Genomic DNA, 17,267 nt, shown 5'->3' with positions numbered 1-17,267 from the left:
CTCAGGGCGTCTTGTTTCCGGTAAGCGTGCTGCCGGTGGTGAGGCCCGTACCGTATTTGGAGAGAGCGACCACGGCGTCGGTGGCGTTGAGATCGTAGTAGGTTCCGGTGGAGGTGTGGTTGTATAAAGCGGTGCTGGAGGTGACGCTTCCCGAAGAGGCAAGGATGCCGTCCTGGCCATTGAACATGGCTACCGAACTGGTGATGGTATTGCCGAACATTCCTCTGCCTCCATTGTGCTGGGCGCTGGAGCCGGTGACGGTTGCCCCGGATATCCCGGAACTCCCGTTGTATTTGGCGATGCAATTGGTGACGGTGCCTTCCGAGACGATGAGTCCCTCGCTGCCATTCGACGCGACCGACGAGTTGGTGACGGTCGCGTAGTAGGCGACAATTCCCCAGGTTCGACAGCCGCTGACCTGGAGGTTTTCCACGGTCATGTTCCGGAAGGCGCCATACGGATAGCCAGAGCTGGCGTCGGCATACAGTCCGGTCTCGAACCCGCCAGGGGTCGCTGTCCAGGTCTGACTGGGAGGGGCACCGGAGACGGAGACGGTGGTGGTCCCGGTGATGTTGCCATTCTTGATCGTGATGTTGGTGAGACCACCGTTCACAACGATACCCCTGGCGGTCACTGCAGCGGTGGAACTCAGGGTGAAGCCGCCGAGGTCGAGCGTGACGTTGTTAGAGGTGATGGTGATGGCATGCCCTCCACCGGTGGACTCGAGGTTCTTGGTGAAGTAGTAGCTTCCGGGAGTGCTGATGGTAACGGGCAGCGAGTCGATCGCCGTGCGCCGCTCGCCATCGATGGAACTGCCGGTCACATTGCCTGTCCCGTACTTCGTGGAGGCGATCACGGCGTCGGTGGCATTGAGATCGTAATAGGTCCCCGTCGAGGCGTGGTTGTATAGAGCTGTGCAAGCAGTGACGCTTCCCGAGGAAGCAAGGATCCCGTCCTGGGCATTGAACATGGATGCCGAACTGGTGACGGTAGTGCCGAAGATCCCTCTGCCTCCATTGTGCTGGGCGCTGGAGCCATAGACGGTGGCCCCGGATATTCCAGAGCTGCCGTTGTATTTGGCGATGCAATTGTTGACGGTGCCTTCCGAGACGATGAGTCCCTCGCTGCCATTTGACGCGACCGACGAGTTGGTGACTGTCGCATAGTAGGCGACAATTCCCCAGGTGCGGCAGCCGCTTACCTGGAGGTTTTCCACCGTCATGTTCCGGAAGGCGCCAAACGGGATACCGGAGGCGGCATCGGCATACAGCCCGGTCTCAAACCCACCGGGGGTCGCTGTCCACGTCTGACTGGGAGGGGCGCCGGAGATGGAGACCGTGGTGGTCCCGGTGATGTTGCCGTTCCTGATCGTGATGTTGTTGAGACCGCCGTTGACGACAATGCCCCTGCCGCTGACAGCAGCGGTGGAGCTCAAGGTGAAGCCACCGAGATCAAGCGTGACGTTGTTAGAGGTGATCGTGATGGCATGGCCTGCTCCAGTATGCTGGAGGTTCTTCGTGAAGTAGTAGCTCCCTGGAGCACTGATGGTAATGGGCAACGATTCGATCGGCGTACGCGCTTCGATTTGATCGAGCGTCTTCATCGAAGGCACAGGCGGACCCACCGGCGGGATCAGCGGACCTTGGGCGAAGGCCGGAACAGCGGCCAGCAACAGGAGGATCAGTCGTTTCATGGGAGAGGAGATGAAGCGGGTTTACGGTGCGGGCTGGAAGACGCCCTTGCGAACGAAGATCAGGGAGGAGTTGTTAGAGTAGGAGATGGCTGGCTGGCCGTCAGGACCGAACGCGAGCGAGGGGTTCGTGCCGCCTTGGCTCGGGCTGTTCACGCTTGAGATCTTCCAAGTGCTTCCGTCGTAGCGGGCGAAATCTAGATGAATCAAAGGTGTCACCGAATACGCGACCGCCGGCTGGCCATCGGGGCCGAAGGCAAGGGAGGTGCTGCCGCTGGTGTTTCCGGTGCTGCCAATCCCTGTGACCGTCCAAGTGCTGCCATTGTAGCGTGCCATCCGGATGGCCTCCGCCGCCACATAGTAGTGGGCGATGGCGGGCTGGCCGTCGGGGCCGAAGGCGAGCGAGGTGGATTGGCCGGTCGCGTTGCTGGCGTCAATCGCCTCAATACTCCAGGATGCTCCGTTGAATCGTGCGAACTTGAGGTCGTAGTTCGTTCCATCGAAATACGAGATCGCGGGTTGGCCATCGGGACCGAAAGCGAGCGAACTATAAGAGCCGACGTCGGCCGCGTTGTTGTCTACCGTCGTCGCCACCCAGCCGGAAGTGAAACGGGCAATCTTGAGATTGGAATTACTAAGATCGTAGTATGAAATCGCAGGCTGCCCATCCGGACCGAAGGCCAGCGAAGGATACCGGCCGACGTCCCCGGCACTATTCTCGACGGTGACGGATTGCCAGGTGGAGCCGTTGAACTTCGAATACTTGAGATTGGTATTGGTGAAGTCGTAGTAGGCGATGGCCGGCTGGCCATCCGGTGCAAAGGCGAGCGAGCAGTAGCTACCGACCGAGCCCGCCACATCGACCGGGGTGGTCGTCCATGTGCTGCCATTATAGCGAGCAAAGCGGAGATCGAAATTGGTGGCGTCGTTGTAGGCGATGGCGGGTTCGCCATCCTTCCCGAACCTGAGCGAGGTCGCGCCCACGTTCACCGAACTGTCGACGGCAGTGACGATCCACGCGAAATTGACGGACGAGGATGACAGCAAGCCGGAAAGCACCCGGTTCTGCGCCTTTAGCTGGGTGAGCTGGGATTCCACCGTGCCGATCCGGTCCCAGAGCTCCTGCAGGGACTTCATCGTCGGAGCAGGCGCACCAGCTGGAGGGGCCAAGGGTCCTTGCGCGAAGACGACGACCGGCATCAAGCACGCGCCAAGAGTGAGAAGCCGGGAGGTCATGGTTGAAGAGGTTTGGCGACCGACACCCGGAGGAAATTCCTGGGCGATGGCTGGGCGGAAATCCCGTGGCTGGTCGAGGTGCCGGAAGACCCCGGAAACAGTCCGCTGGCGTCCTGCCACGGAGTAGCCCCGAGGTCCGTGGAAGTCTCGATGCGGTAGAGCCGGCGTGGCGAACTGGTGAAGGAAACGTCCCAACTATTGTAGCCTTCGTTAGGGAAGAACTGGACGAGGTGATCAATGATCCGCAGGCGGCTGTTAGGGTCGTTCGGATCGCTGTCGGCGAGGTATTCGTCCTTGTCGGAAACGCCATCGTGATCCGTATCGGTCGATGCGGTTGCCGTGGTGAGATTGGCGAAGTTCTCGCGCTCCCATAGATCGGCGATTCCGTCGCCATCGTCATCCACGCTGTAGATGGAAGCGGCTTGCAGCGTGCTCAGGTTGATCCAGCCGACATTGGCCCCATGGGCGTATCCACTGAACTGGCCGGTGATGAGGTCGAAGCGCGGGCGATCCGGGTCTGAAAGCGGGCGAGGCGCTCCGTTCGATCCCGTGCCGAAGTTGATCCAGCCGATATTGGCTCCCCACGCGAGGCCGGAGAGATTGCCCGCGCCATCGTGATTCACGCCGCTGTCGCTGCCATCGGTGTTCGCATAGCGGAAGCCATTGGTGGGCGTCCCGTCGCCGAAGTTGATCCACCCGCAATTCGCGCTGTGGGCGTAGCCGGAGCAGGCATACTCGCCGATCACCACGCCGTTGGTAGCAGGCTTGGCGTGGATCCAGCCGATGTTCGCCCCATGGGCATAGGGCGATCCCGCTGCGATCGTGCTCGGCAGCGGCGGGGATGGAAGTCCGCCGGCCTGCGGGCCGCCGAGGCTGGCGATATCGGCGGCGCTGAGTTCCTCGCCCCACAGGCCGAAGGAGCTGAGCTTGGCCGGCTTCAGATCGCCGCCATTCCCATCGTCCGAGAAGAGATGGAAGGTGGACTGGAGCGAAAGCCCGCCATCGAAGGTGCTCGTCCGCGGCGTGCCATTCGGGACGCCATTGAGGTAGAACTTCATGGCGGTGGGGCCACCTGTGCCATTGTTGCCGCAGGTAATCGCGAGGCGGTACCAGGTATTCACCGCGATGGCTCCGGTGGAGCTCAGGCCCGCGTTGAGGGTGGCAGTGAGATTGTTCGCGGAGAACAGGTAGATCGAGACGTCGGTGTTATTGGCCGGATTGAACTGGAGGATGCCGGCGTAGGGCTGGAAGGCATCGAACTTCACGTCCATCACCACGGTCCACTGGTTGGTGCGGGTCGCGCCCGGACCGCCATTCGGACCGGTGGGATTGGTAACCGTGAGACGCTTTGCCGGCGAGTTGAACGCCTGGGTCTGCAGGAACTGGTAGGTGCCGTCGGTGGCGAAACTGTAGTCCGCCGGGTAAGTCAGCGAGGAGGCATCCAGCGCCGTGTAGGAGGGAAGCGTGCCGCCAAGTCCGACATCGAGCTGCCAGACGCCTTTCGGATCGGAAAGACCGGCGTGGGCGGATGTAATGAGGGCGAGGAGGAAAAGAGAGGCTTTCATCGGAGGGGAAACAAACCTTCGCCTCCGTCCCATTTGGACGGACGGCACAGGAGATGATCAATGCACGTCCGGGACCGCCTCAGATACGCCACGAAGGCGGAAAAGGTGATCGGGCGGGGAGGGCGAGATATCTAAGGACCTCCGAAATTAAAGCTCAAGGAAATACGGAAGAGTGCATAATGAGCGGCTCAGCCCTCCCTGCCCCGGTTGGACCGAACCGTGGCCCAATCACCGGGAAGTACCCTTCACCTTCACATGGCGGAACTCCCCGAGGTCATCGAAGGAGCCGAGCCCGATCTTTCCCCAGTCGAGGGTCTTGTCCTTCGCGGTTAGGACCGGCTTCTCCATGTCATCGAACCACACGCCGATATCGCCGGTGGCGGTGTTGCGGACGATCTTCACCTGGTGCCAGGTGCCTTCCTTCCACGGTGTGCCAGCGGTGCGGAAGGTCGTGATCGGCTTGCGGTCGGCCTCGTCCACGATGTGGATCTGGTGGTGCGGTTCATCCGCCTTTTCGCCGAGGTGGGCGTAGTAGAAGCGGTTCTCGGCGGCGCGGCCGAAAGCGATACACAGGTCATTGTTCCCCTCGTCGAACTTCGTCAGCCGCAGCTCCGCGGTCAGGGTGAAGTCCTTCCACTCCTTCCCCTCGAACCACGCCAGATTGAAGGGGCTGCGGTACTTGGGCTTCACCGTGCTTTGCGAGATGAGCTGGAGCACGCGGTCCTTCCCCTCCCCGCTCCATTTCCACGCCTTGGCATCGCCGAAGGTCCACTTGGCGGGATCGGTGAAAAGGTCATTTTCCATCGCTGCGGTGCGGCTGTTTGACGCGCAACACGGCGGAACCTCCACCTCGGGTGCTTTTTCGGCGGCGACCAGCGGGGCGGCAGCAAGCAGGGAAAACAAGGCGGCAGCTTTCATGCCCCGACCATGAAAGAGGCGGCGTGGAAAGCAAGCGGGCGGGAAAACAGGTTGCCGCCGCCGGAGAGGGATGCTTGTCTTGAAGGTCAATGACCTCGCCGGAAAGCAGCGGATTCACCCCCGAGGATACTGAGCGCCTGAGCCTCGCCCTGAAGGCCTCCAATGAAGGAATCTGGGACTGGTGGGTCGGCAAGCCGGACGTCCACTACTCGCGCCGCATCCTGGAATTCCTCGAGTGCAGCGAAATCGCCGCGCCGAATATCTTCCTGCCGCCCCACGGGGAAATCCATCCGGACGACCGCGACCGCTTCACCCGCGCGCTGGCGAATGTCCTCAACCCCGCCGGCCCGGAGCTTTTCGCCATCGATTGCCGGCTCCAGACCGGCGGCGGCCACTGGCGCTGGCTGCGCATCCGCGGCACCGTGGTCCGCGGCCGCAACGGCGAGGCCGTGCGGATCGCCGGCTCGATGATCGATATTTCCCTGCGCAAGCAGGCGGAAGGGCAGATCGAGGACGAGCGCCACATCCTGCGCTCGCTGATTGATCGCGTGCCACTGCAGATCTATTTCAAGGACCTCGATTCCCGCTTCGTGCTGGTGAATGGCCAAATGGCCGAGTGGAACGGCCAGCCGAGCCCCGAGTCGGTGATCGGAAAGCACGACCGGGATTTCTTCGCTTCGGCCCACTGGCAGGAGGCGGAGGCGGATGAAAAGCAGATCATGACGAGCGGCCAAGCGGTCACCGAAAAGGTCGAGCGCGAGGAGCGCGAGGACGGGAAGGTGACCTGGGTGCTGACCTCGAAGTTCCCGTGGTTCGATCGTAGCGGCCATGTGAAGGGCACTTTCGGCGTCTCCAGCGACGTCACCGAACTCGTCACCGCCAAGCAGGCCGCCACCGACCTGGCCGCTGAACTCCAGATCCGCAACCAAGCCTACGAGGAGGAACTCCAGCTCGCCCGGGAGATCCAGCACGCCCTTGCCGGCTCGTCCTTTCCAGAAGTCTCGACCGAGCGCGCGGCACTTCGTTTCGGCGCGCGCTACCTGCCGATCTCCGGCCTGGCGGGTGATTTCTTCGAGGTGCTGCGCATTTCCGACGACTCGGTCGGCATGCTGATCTGTGACGTGATGGGCCACGGCGTCCGCTCCGCGCTGATCGTCGCGATGCTACGCGGTCTTTTGGAAAAGCAGCGCCGCAGTGCCAGCGACCCGTCCGCCTTCCTCCGCGGCCTGAACAATGGCCTGCACGCCATTCTCGACCGTGCGGGAGCGACCATGTTCGCCACCGCTTTCTATGCGGTCATCGATCTCGGCGAGGGCACGCTGCGCTACGCCAGTGCCGGGCATCCCGGCGGCATCGCCACCGGCCCCGCCGGAGTCCAGCAACTCGCCTCCGGGAAAAAGCAAAAGGGCCCCGGCCTCGGTCTCATTGCCAAGGCCGACTACCCCTCGGGCGAAATCCCGCTCGAGGGCGTGAGGCGCCTGCTGCTCTTCACCGATGGCATCCTCGAAGCCGAAAATCCGGACGGCGAACCCTTCCTCGAAAAGCGCCTGATGGAAACCGCCGCCAGCTCCAATGGCGAGACGCTGGAGCAGATGCTCGATCTGGTCCTCAACCGCGTCCTCCAGTATTCCGATAGCCACCATTTCGACGACGACGTCTGCCTGCTCGGTGTGGAGGTTTTGCCTGTGGCTGCCGCGGCAGGAGTCTGAGTGCTCTGCGAGGATGACAAAAACCGGCGGGATTCCCCTACAGATTGTCTCTTCGCGCTCGTTGCGGTCCAATTCCTGCCGCATCCCGCTGAAAATCAGCCATCGACTTTTCCCGGACGCCCCCCATGGTTCCGGGGCTTCCGTTTTCCTTCATGCTTTTTCGCAGCCTTTGCCGCAACGCCGAAATCGGCGCGAATTCCTATCTGCTCGACACCGGAAAGGCTCGTGTGGTCCTCGATGCCGGACTCCATCCCAAGCACGACGGCCTTGAAGGAGTGCCACGCTACGATCTGCTCGAAGACGGCTCGATCGACTCCGTGGTGGTGACTCACGCCCACCTCGATCACATCGGCTCGCTGCCGGTGCTGCTCAATCGCCAGCCGCAGGCCAAGGCGTTCTTTTCCCAAGCCGCCGCCGAGCTTTCGACCGCGATGCTGCATAACTCGGTGAACGTGATGCAGGCGAAGCGCACCGAGCTCGGCATCGTCGAGTATCCGCTCTTCACCCACCGCGGCATCGATGAACTCGAGCGCGTCTTCGAAACCCGCCCCTTGGAGCGGCCCTTCGAACTCGATCCCGATGGCAGCCTGATCGGCACCTTTCATGACGCCGGCCACGTGCTCGGCTCCACCGGCATCACCCTGCAGGCGAATGGCCATCGCGTGATGTACACCGGCGACGTGAATTTCGAGGACTCCACCCTGATCAAGGGCGCACGTTTTCCCGAAGATCATGTCGATGCCCTGATCATCGAGACCACCCGCGGCGACAGTGTGCGACCGGCGGACTACACCCGGGAGAACGAGGAGCTGCGCTTCGCCGATGCGATCGCCCGCACCCTCCACCGCCGTGGTAGCGTGCTGATCCCGGTTTTCGCCATGGGCAAGACCCAGGAGGTGCTGACCATGCTCCATCGCTTCAAGAAGGCCGGCCTGATTCCGAAGAAGACACCCATCTTCATCGGCGGCCTCAGCACCAAGATGACGGTGATCTACGACAAGTATGCCAAGGGCCGTACTCGCCGCAGCGACGACAGCTTCCGCATCCTGGAGGACATGGATCTCCAAGCCGGGAACCGCAAGAAAGCAGGCCCGATCCCGCTGAATCCCGGCGCCATCTATTGCCTCTCCAGCGGCATGATGAGCGAAAACACGGTCTCGAACCAATTCGCCCGCGCCGGCTTCTTGGAGAACCCGAAGAACGGCCTTCATTTCGTCGGCTACGCCGATCCCGATTCCCCCGCAGGGCATCTCCGCGCCGGGCAGACCGGAGACAAGGTGGTGCTTGATTCGCGCTACGGGCCGGTCGCCCGCAAGTGCGAGATGGAAATCTTCGACTTCAGCGGCCACGCCACGCGCGAGTCGCTGCTTGAGTTCATTCTCAAGGTCCGTCCGAAGAAGGCTTTCCTCGTCCACGGCGATCCCAAGGCGAGCAATTGGTTCGTCGATCAGCTCCGCGAAAAGCTGCCGAAGACCGAGACGATCATCCCGCAGCCGGGAACGGATTACCGGATCGATTGACGCCCTCTACGTGCCATGCCTGATGGATATCCTTGGAAAAGCGAGGCCCGGCAGTTGGACCATCGGACGATCAAGGTCCAGTTGATGGCGGAAGCTCCGCTGACGTTCGGCGAGGTGATCGGCTTGTTAGAGAGTGATGTGGACTTCCGAGGGTTCTTCACGCGCTCGCTTCAAGAAGCAGGCTACAATTCCTATTTCTGGGAGGTGCCGCCGGTCACCTCTTCCACAATAGGCCAGCCTTTCGAGTTTGTGGTGGTCGAAGGCGCTTCGTTGGAATTCCTCCGGCCCGATCCCGAGCCATTCGCCGGGCACTTCGCGGCCCGAACCGGTGCCAGCGTGATCGATTTCCCGAATCTCGGTGGAGACGCCATGCTGGTGGTTCCAGCGCCTGTTGCCGCCGACGTGGGCTGCTACACTCACTTGGGAAGGTTCCTGCGAGAGGCCCCGTCTGCCCAAGTCGATGCCTTTTGGCACACCGTGGGGAGGAGCATGAAGCAGCGCATCTCAAGTTCACCGCTCTGGCTGAGCACAGCCGGCATGGGTGTCTCTTGGCTGCATCTCCGCCTCGACTCCCGGCCGAAATATTATCGGCACAAGGCATACGCCACTTGGAATTCCTGACACAAAATTTGGAGTTCGGGAAAAGAGGATCGCTTCCCCGCGATTGGTGTACAGTGATCGGAGCATGATGTTCCGGGTCTCGCCGATGATCTTCCTATCCGCCCTTCCTCTTGCGGCGGCGGACTACCACCTGAGCCCCACCGGAAGCGACGCAGGGCCGGGCAGCTTTGCACAGCCATGGAAAACCTTTTCGCACGCGGCGCCGCTGCTCGCTGCCGGCGACACTCTGTATCTGCATGCCGGAGTCTATCCCGAGCGGCTGATGCTTTCCGACAAGAGCGGCACGGCGGCGGCACCCATCGTCATTCAAGCGTATCAAAGCGAAGTCGCTATAATTGATGGTGCCACACTCAGCGTCCCTGCCGGCGACAGGGCAGGCTTGGTGGCGGTGGTGAATTGCAATCACGTCCACCTGCGCGGGCTGGAGGTGCGGAACTTCAAGACCACGGTTGCAGCGCAGTTGCCAGCGGGCATCCAGATCGAGGGCAGCGGGAGCGGCTTGAAAGTGCTGGACTGCAAGGTCCACGACATCTGGCAGAGCAATACCACCAAGAACGGGAACGGCTTCGGGATCTGCGTCTACGGCACATCCACCACGCCCATCGATGGCCTGGTGCTGGACAACAACGAGGTCCATGACCTCCGCACCGGCCAAAGCGAATCCGTGGTGCTAAATGGCAATGTGACGAATTTCGTGGTAAGCCGGAATCACGTCTACAACTGCAACAACATCGGCATCGACCTGATCGGCTACGAGGGCTCCGCTCCCACCACGGCCACGGACCGCGCGCGCGGTGGCGTGGTGCGAGAGAATCTGGTCCACGGGATCGATAGCGCCTACAACCCCGGCTACGGCGGCAATTTCACCACCGGCGGAGGAGAGCGCTCGGCGGCGGGCATCTACATCGACGGCGGCGCCAACATCGCCGTGGAGCGCAACCACGTGTATGGCTCCAATTTCGGCATCGAGCTCGCCAGCGAGAACGCCGCCGGTTTCACCGAAGGCATCCTGCTGAGAAACAACCTCCTGCACCACAATCACGCCGCCGGGATCATCATGGGTGGCTACGACTCGAACCGCGGCAAGACCCGGGCCTGCGAGGTGCAGAACAATACCCTCTTCCGCAACGACACCGAGGAAACGGGAGGTGGACAGATCACGCTGCAGTTCTACCTGGAGAAGAACCTATTCAGGAACAACATCATCTGGGCAAACGCGACAACGAAGCAGATGATCATCCACTACGTCGAAGGTGGCACGGCGGCGCAGCGTGCCTTTGGGCCGAGCAATGTCTTCGATTGGAACATCTACTTCTGCGAGGGCAACGAGGCGGACATCGAGTTCGGCCTGAACCCGACCGGCAGTGGCAGCAATCAGGGAAACAAGTCCTACAATGGCCTTGCCGCGTGGCGCACGGCGATCGGTAGCGACGCGAACTCAACCTTTCACGATCCGGGTTTCGTAGTGGCGGTGCCAAGTGCGACCCCCGCCGCGGCCGACTTCAAGATCACCGAGACTTCGTTTGCCCGCGACCGCACCTCTCCCCAGTTCATTCCTCACACCGGGGAGAAGGATTTCTTCGGAGCCTCGCGCCAGGCGAATGGCCGGGTGGATGCCGGGGCGCATGAATTCATGACGAACCTGCAATCATGGCGCGATGTGCACTTCAGCTTGCCTGACGGCGGCCCTCCCGCAGGAAATGACGATGATCCTGACGCGGACGGCGTGCGCAACCTGGTGGAGTATTCGCAGGGGATGAATCCCGCGTTGCCAGATGCCAACCTGGCCCCGACGGGCGGAAAGACGGGCAATGTCTTCCGCTTCCGCTATCGCAAGCAGGCCCCCGAACTCGCCTACGAGGTGCAGTCGTCCGTGAATCTCGGTGCTTGGCCCGCAGCGATCCCATCCGAGCAAAGCGATGGCAGCGGCAGCTACTGGCGGGACTTCCCGCTGACGGACGGCAAGCGCTTCGTCCGGCTGTCAGTCTCCCAGTGAGGCAAGGTGGTCCGCACACGCCGTGTGCGGCCGAAACAGCTCTGACGCATTCGAAACCTCGGGATTTCTCCCATGGCCACCCCGGGAAATCCCGACTGCATTCGCGCGTTTCTCGAAATCTTCACACAGCCTTTCATTGCAAAATTTTCCCGCCGGGCATGACATGTCTCCCGGCCCTGATTTCGTATCATGGGCTGGAACCTCATCCACACGTCCATGCGCCCCATTGCCGTCTTGTTGGCGGGCCTTGTTACCAGTGCCACCGCCGCACCCCGTCTCCACGTCTCGACGGAGTCCCTGACTCCCGAGAGCACGATCGAATTGGTCCTCGACCGAGCCGTCGCCGGCCCCGACCGGATCGGCAAGGAAGTCCTGTCGCCCTGGCTGGACATCCAGCCGGCGTGGACTGGCACCCTCTTCTGGAAAGAGGCCAACGTGCTCGAATTCCGCCCGACCGGTCCGCCCGCGCTCGGCACCACGTATGTCTTCAAGCTGACCGGCAAGCACGCCCACCTCGACGGCTCGGAAATCCCGACCGGCGAGTTGGCGAAGGTCGCGAGCCAAGCCTTTCAAGTCGACTACGCCGCGCTGCTCGATCGCTATGTGGATGACTGGTCGCCGCGCACCGCCGCGTTCTTCCTGCGCTTCAATGGCGAAGTGGCCCCTGACAAGGCCGCGCCATTCCTCTTCTACGAGGCGGACGGTGGAAAGCGCGTCGCCGCGAAAACCGAGCGCGCTACCTTCGGCAAGCTGAAGCAGCCGGGCTATCTCGGTGCGTCGTGGAGCGAGCGCTTTGCACGCCGCGGTCAGGATTCTCCCAAGGAGCCGGAGTTGAAGCCGGAACTGGAACTGCCCAATGGCTTGATCGTCACACCGCTCCAGCCGCTGCCGGTGGGAGACAACTGGCGGCTCTCGATGCTCGCCGGCCTGCCGGATGCCAGCGGGAAGGCGAAGTTTCCGGCCGATGCCACGCGCCAGATCGGCGATATCGAGCCCTTGAAAGTCGAGGAGCTCGTCGCACGCGTGATTGCAGATGAGCCGCGCAAGATCGTGGCGGACTTCAACGCGAAGCTGCCAATCGATCTGCCGCCATCGCTGGTGAAGGTGGAGCCGGAACCGAAGGACATGCGCGTGGAGGTGCGCAATGACGAGCTCCACGTGCTCGGCGATTTCTCCGGTGACGAGGAGTGGACGGTCACACTGGATCCCGCCATCGCCTCCCAGGACGGCCGTGCGCTGGGAGGACAGGTCTTTTCCAAGAAAGTGACCTTCGCCCCGCTCAAGCCCGAACTCTCCTTGCCCAGCCAGGACGAAAGCCAGCTCGCATCCGGGAATCGCAAGTATCGCGTCCAGACGGTGAACCTCGCTTCGGTAAAGGTCCGGGTGAAGCGGTTGAGCGGCACCGAGCTGATCCGCGCCCAGCAGGGCTACCGCCACTACACCGGCGTCGGACACGATGGGAAAGAGGTCAAGCCGACCCACTTGCTCCCCTATGAAATGCTCGGCGGCGAGACGGTCGCGGACTTTGATATCCCCTTCGACACCGCGCTCGATACCACCCAGCCGCTGGTGCTGGATTGGGACAAGGTGCTGGCTGGCGATGCCAAGCCCTACACGCTCGGCTTCCCGAAGGAGGATGAGCCCGTCTCACCGGCGATGAAGACGCCCGCGGCCTTCTTCATCGAGATCGCCGGCACGCCGAAGGAAGGCATCCCGCTCGCGAAGGAAGACCGCGGCGAGGAAGACTCGGATGAGGAGATGGCGAAGTCGCCCGTAGCGCAGGCGCTCGTGCAACTGACCGACATCGGCCTCGCGTGGAAGATCATCGATGGCGAAGCGCGCGTACTCGCCTTCTCCTGCCTGACCGGCAAGCCGCTTCCAAATGTCGAACTTGCCACCTTCGGCGAAGACGCCAAGGGCCTGCAGCAGGCGAAGACCGGTGCCGATGGCATGGCGGTGATCCCGCGGGAGAAAGCCGCCCGCCACCTGGAAGCAAAGCTCGGCGAAGACCGCTTCAGCGTGGCCTATGATAGCACCTTGCCCACCGTCGGCCTCTGGCGCTTTCCGGTCCGCTACTCGTGGGAAGAGACGCCGCTGGAAAAGCGCCGCGTGTTCCTCTTCACCGACCGCTCGCTCTATCGCCCGGGTGAAACCGTTCACCTGAAGGGCATCGTCCGCCACCAGAATGGCAATGCCATCGTCGCCGATGCCGCCAAGCCGGCGCAGCTCGTGGTGAATGATCCGAAGAACAAGGAGATCCTCCGCCGCGATGTGAAGGTTTCGCCGACCGGCGGGTTCGACGTGAGCTTCGAACTTCCAGCCGAGACCACCGGCTACCACCGCATCGCCTTCGAGTATCCCGACGAACTCGCGAAACTCGAAAACATGGAGGACTGGTCGGAGCGTTCCCAGCTTCAGGAAAACGCCAGCTTTGCCCTCGGCATCCGCGTCGAGGAATTCCGCCGGAATGCGTTTGAGGTCACCCACACGCTTGAGAAGCCGGCCATCGGCGCGAAGGAAGTCGCCCTGCAAGTGAAGGCCGGCTACTACCAAGGCCAGCCCGTGGCGAAGGGTGGCGTGGAAACCTTCACCACCATCAGCGAGACGAACTTCTATCCGGAGAAGTTCCGCGACTTCCTGTTCGGCGATCACCGCACGCAGGACTTCGGCTACTGGTATCACTACTTCGGCTACCGCTGGGATGATGACAATGGATCGCGCCATTCCGACAGCAAGTCGGACAAGGCCGAACTCGCCGCCGATGGCACCGCTCGCATCGTCGCCAAGCTTCCCGATGGCGAATTCCCGATGGCGCGCGAGGTTTCCATCGCCACGGAAGTGACCGATGCAAATCGCCAGACGCTGAATGAACGTACGGAGACCGTCGTGCATCCGGCCGCCGTCTATGTCGGCATCTCGCGACTCGACCGGCTGGTGCGTGCGGGTGATCGCATTCCACTCGGCATTGTCGCGGTCACCACGCAAGGCGAGACCTTCGATGGTGACCTCAAACTGACGGCGAAGCTTTCGCGCGAGGTCAATGACCAGGTGCGGCTCGCCGACGAACAGGGAGGAACAGCCGTCCGCAACGAAAGCCGCCGTGAGGATCTCTCCACCACCGATCTGACGCTTTCCGGCGGCAAGGGCACCGAGTTCCTCTTCGCCCCACAGCAGGCTGGTCTCCACCAGATCGAGCTGCGCGGCACCGATGACGAGGGGCACCCGTTTGCCACCGTGACTTCGATCCACGTCTACGGCGGCGACGAGTATCCCTGGGCCTACGAGGACGGCGTGCGGATCAAGCTGGTATCCGAGAAGAAAGTCTATCAGCCCGGCGATACCGCCCGCGTGCTGGTGCTTTCCCCCATCGATGGCACCGCATTGGTCACCGTCGAGCGCGAGAAGGTGCTGCGCTCGTTCATGATCGAGCTGAAGGCGGATAAGCCGGTGATCGAGATCCCGCTCAGCGACGATGACGCGCCGAATGCCTACGTGTCGGTGCTGGTCATCAAGGGTGCACAGGACAGTGGACGACAGTACAAGGAGCCGCAGCTTCGCCTCGGCTACTGCGATCTGACGGTGGAAAATCGCCGCGACAAGCTGGCCGTGAATCTCGCCATGCCGAAGGATAGCGTGCTACCCGGCGAAGACGTCGCACTTACGGGAAGCGTCGTACTTGCCGACGGCAAGCCCGCCGCGAATGCTGAGGTCACGCTCTATGCCGAAGACGAGGGAACGCTCGCCGTGATGGGCTACGAAACGCCGGACCCGATGGCGCACTTCTACGATCCCCGCAGCCTGCGGGTCGACTGCGGCACCACGCTGGACCACTTCGTCGCTGAATCCCCCGAGGAACAGAGCTTCTACAACAAGGGCTTCTTCATCGGCGGCGGTGACGGCGAGCTCGGCGGCATGCCCCCCTCCATGCGCCGTGACTTCAATCCCTGTGCCGGTTGGCAGCCGACATTGGTCACGGATGCCGCGGGCAAATTCACCGCGACCTTCAAGATGCCCGACACGCTGACCCGCTACCGCGTCATCGCGATCGCCCAGCATGGCGAAAGCCGCTTCGGCCACTCGCAGGCCGACCTGGTGGTGAACAAGCCGCTGATGGTGGAACCGCAGGCGCCGCGCTTCGCGAATGAAGGCGACACGCTCGACATCCGCGCGCTGGTCCAGAACGCCTCGGAGTTCAACGGTACCTGGAAGATCACCTTCACGCCGAACCCGCCGGCCTCCGAACCGGTCGCTGTGCTCGCTGGCGGCGAGGCCGCGAAAACCATCACCCTCACCGCCGGTGGATCCGCCACGGTGATCTTCCCAGTCACCTTCAAGAACACCGGCGAAGCGGTCTTCTCATGGAAGGCCGAGCCCGTCTCGCTGGATGGCGCGCAACTTACTCCCGTTCTCGCGAACAAGCTGGCCGACCGCGTCGAATCCCGCTTCCAAGTCGAGTATCCCGTTCCGCTGCTGCGCCAAGCGAAGCTGGTGAAGCTCGATAACAAGAATGCGAACCTGCTCGATGGACTCGATCCAGCGCTGCTGGAGGGCCGTGGCAATCTGGAGCTCGAGCTTTCCCGCTCGCGCTTGATGGAAGCAGGCGGCTCGGTCGATTACCTGCTCCACTATCCCTATGGATGCGTTGAGCAAACCACCTCTTCGATGATGCCATGGCTGGCCGTCGATCAGCTCCGTGACGTGGTGCCGGCGTTTGCCAAGCACTCGCCTCAGGAGGTGAAGAAGGCGCTGCAAAAAGGCGTGAACCGCCTCCTCACCATGCAGACCCAGGACGGCGGCTTCGGCTACTGGCCGGGCGATCGTGAAGCGGTGCCATGGGCATCGTCCTATGCCGGCCTCGGCCTGATCCTCGCGAAAGGAGCGGGTGCGGAAGTTCCGGACGCCGCGATTGCCTCGCTCTGCAATCACCTCGAAGCCGGGCTGCGCGGGATCGGCAAGTCGAACTCCAGTTTCGAACTGGAAAACGCCTGCCGCGCGACCTGGATTCTCGCGATGACCGAGAAGAAGCCCGCTGCCTACGTCAACGCCTTGAAGGATCGCATGGCGGACCTCACGCCGCGTGCCCGTTGCTTGCTTGCCTTGGCGGCAAAGGCTTCTGGCACCAGCGACCCGAAAGCCATCCTGCGTGACAAGACCAAGCTGCGCTTGAAAGACGACAGCTGGATGTATTGGGAAAACGACGACGCGCTCTCGCTGCTCGCGTGGTCTACGGTCGACCCCAACGGCGGCGAAGCCGATCAAGCGCTGGAGAAGCTGATCCAGGAACGCAACCCTTACGGTCACTGGCGCACGACGTGGGTCAATGCATGGTCGCTGCTTGGTTTGGCGACCTACGCGGAACACCATGACGAGAAGACACCCGCCACCGTCACGCTGACCAGCGCCGATGGCCCGCAAAAGGTCACGCTGGAAGCCGGCAAGCCTGCCGTATCCTTCGACTTCCCGCTCGGCGGCCAGCTCGCGCTTTCCGCCATCTCGGACAAGACGGCCTATGTCCGCGTGAAGCTCGCCTCGAAGCCAGCGATCGCTCCGCAGAAGCCGGTGGCGAAGAACGGCCTGGAGATCACCCGCTTCTACGAACGCGTGAAATCCGATGGCACCTCCGAGCCACTGGAAGCGGCCAAGCTCGGCGATCTGGTTCGCGTGACCTTGGAGGTCAATCTGCCGCAGGACGACTCGCGCTACCTGGTGGTCGAGGATCATTTGCCCGCCATCTTGGAAGCGGTGAACAATGACTTCGCCAGCCAATCGGCCAACCCGAATGCCGGTGGCACCAGCGAGAACGACTGGACCATCTCTCACAGCGAGCTGCGCTCCGACCGTGCGGTATTCTTCTACGACCGCATTTGGAAGGCGGGTCAGACGAAGATCACCTACCTCGCCCGCTGCACCATGGAAGGCAAGGCCGTAGCTCCGCCAGCCAAGGTGGAGTCGATGTACAATCCGGACAACACCGCGCTCTCGGCCTCGCGGGAGTTCTAACTCCATCTAGCG

The 17,267-nt window shown here is 62.4% G+C and carries 9 protein-coding genes; 5 read left to right on the top strand and 4 right to left on the bottom strand.

Annotated elements, in window-relative coordinates; genetic code table 11:
- Position 1: 1 nt before the first annotated feature.
- The 4 genes from WKV53_RS20460 to WKV53_RS20445 all read right to left on the bottom strand — a co-directional run bounded on the left by WKV53_RS20460 (position 2) and on the right by WKV53_RS20445 (position 5,409).
- Positions 2-1,693, bottom strand: a complete 1,692-nt coding sequence (locus tag WKV53_RS20460) for a right-handed parallel beta-helix repeat-containing protein (RefSeq protein WP_341406658.1) — start codon at positions 1,691-1,693, stop codon at positions 2-4.
- Between the two features lie 21 nt (positions 1,694-1,714).
- Positions 1,715-2,926 carry a WD40 repeat domain-containing protein gene (locus WKV53_RS20455; RefSeq protein ID WP_341406657.1) on the bottom strand — a complete coding sequence of 404 codons (1,212 nt, stop codon included), beginning with the start codon at positions 2,924-2,926 and terminating at the stop codon, positions 1,715-1,717.
- Positions 2,923-4,491: a LamG-like jellyroll fold domain-containing protein gene (locus WKV53_RS20450; protein ID WP_341406656.1), complete on the bottom strand. Its 1,569-nt coding sequence runs from the start codon at positions 4,489-4,491 to the stop codon at positions 2,923-2,925. Before WKV53_RS20450 ends, WKV53_RS20455 begins: the two co-directional genes overlap by 4 nt.
- 228 nt (positions 4,492-4,719) lie before the next feature.
- Complete coding sequence (locus tag WKV53_RS20445) at positions 4,720-5,409, bottom strand: 3-keto-alpha-glucoside-1,2-lyase-like domain-containing protein (RefSeq protein ID WP_341406655.1); 690 nt, start codon at positions 5,407-5,409, stop codon at positions 4,720-4,722.
- Positions 5,410-5,498: 89 nt separating this feature from the next.
- Here WKV53_RS20445 and WKV53_RS20440 point away from each other — a divergent pair, with 89 nt between their 5' ends.
- From WKV53_RS20440 to WKV53_RS20420, 5 genes are all read left to right on the top strand, one after another.
- A complete protein-coding gene (locus WKV53_RS20440; RefSeq protein ID WP_341406654.1) occupies positions 5,499-7,118 on the top strand; it encodes a SpoIIE family protein phosphatase in 1,620 nt (539 codons plus the stop codon).
- A gap of 152 nt (positions 7,119-7,270) precedes the next feature.
- Positions 7,271-8,638 (top strand): MBL fold metallo-hydrolase, encoded by a 1,368-nt coding sequence (locus WKV53_RS20435; protein ID WP_341406653.1) that lies wholly within the window; start codon positions 7,271-7,273, stop codon positions 8,636-8,638.
- Positions 8,639-8,653: 15 nt separating this feature from the next.
- Positions 8,654-9,259 (top strand): DUF6940 family protein, encoded by a 606-nt coding sequence (locus tag WKV53_RS20430; RefSeq protein ID WP_341406652.1) that lies wholly within the window; start codon positions 8,654-8,656, stop codon positions 9,257-9,259.
- 64 nt (positions 9,260-9,323) lie between these two features.
- Positions 9,324-11,255: a right-handed parallel beta-helix repeat-containing protein gene (locus tag WKV53_RS20425; RefSeq protein ID WP_341406651.1), complete on the top strand. Its 1,932-nt coding sequence runs from the start codon at positions 9,324-9,326 to the stop codon at positions 11,253-11,255.
- 216 nt (positions 11,256-11,471) lie between these two features.
- Positions 11,472-17,255, top strand: a complete 5,784-nt coding sequence (locus WKV53_RS20420; protein ID WP_341406650.1) for an alpha-2-macroglobulin family protein — start codon at positions 11,472-11,474, stop codon at positions 17,253-17,255.
- The last annotated feature ends 12 nt before the right edge of the window (positions 17,256-17,267 follow it).

The sequence above is a fragment of the Luteolibacter sp. Y139 genome (genome assembly GCF_038066715.1).
GTDB classification, from domain to species: domain Bacteria; phylum Verrucomicrobiota; class Verrucomicrobiia; order Verrucomicrobiales; family Akkermansiaceae; genus Haloferula; species Haloferula soli.
This window is presented reverse-complemented; position numbering and strand designations above follow the sequence as displayed.

Bases quoted from the DNA above. Each gene is read 5' to 3' on its own strand.
- WKV53_RS20450 (WP_341406656.1), bottom strand. From the start codon at position 4,491: ATGAAAGCCTCTCTTTTCCTCCTCGCCCTCATTACATCCGCCCACGCC.
- WKV53_RS20455 (WP_341406657.1), bottom strand. From the start codon at position 2,926: ATGACCTCCCGGCTTCTCACTCTTGGCGCGTGCTTGATGCCGGTCGTC.
- WKV53_RS20445 (WP_341406655.1), bottom strand. From the start codon at position 5,409: ATGAAAGCTGCCGCCTTGTTTTCCCTGCTTGCTGCCGCCCCGCTGGTC.
- WKV53_RS20425 (WP_341406651.1), top strand. From the start codon at position 9,324: ATGATGTTCCGGGTCTCGCCGATGATCTTCCTATCCGCCCTTCCTCTT.
- WKV53_RS20460 (WP_341406658.1), bottom strand. From the start codon at position 1,693: ATGAAACGACTGATCCTCCTGTTGCTGGCCGCTGTTCCGGCCTTCGCC.
- WKV53_RS20430 (WP_341406652.1), top strand. From the start codon at position 8,654: ATGCCTGATGGATATCCTTGGAAAAGCGAGGCCCGGCAGTTGGACCAT.
- WKV53_RS20435 (WP_341406653.1), top strand. From the start codon at position 7,271: ATGCTTTTTCGCAGCCTTTGCCGCAACGCCGAAATCGGCGCGAATTCC.
- WKV53_RS20420 (WP_341406650.1), top strand. From the start codon at position 11,472: ATGCGCCCCATTGCCGTCTTGTTGGCGGGCCTTGTTACCAGTGCCACC.
- WKV53_RS20440 (WP_341406654.1), top strand. From the start codon at position 5,499: ATGACCTCGCCGGAAAGCAGCGGATTCACCCCCGAGGATACTGAGCGC.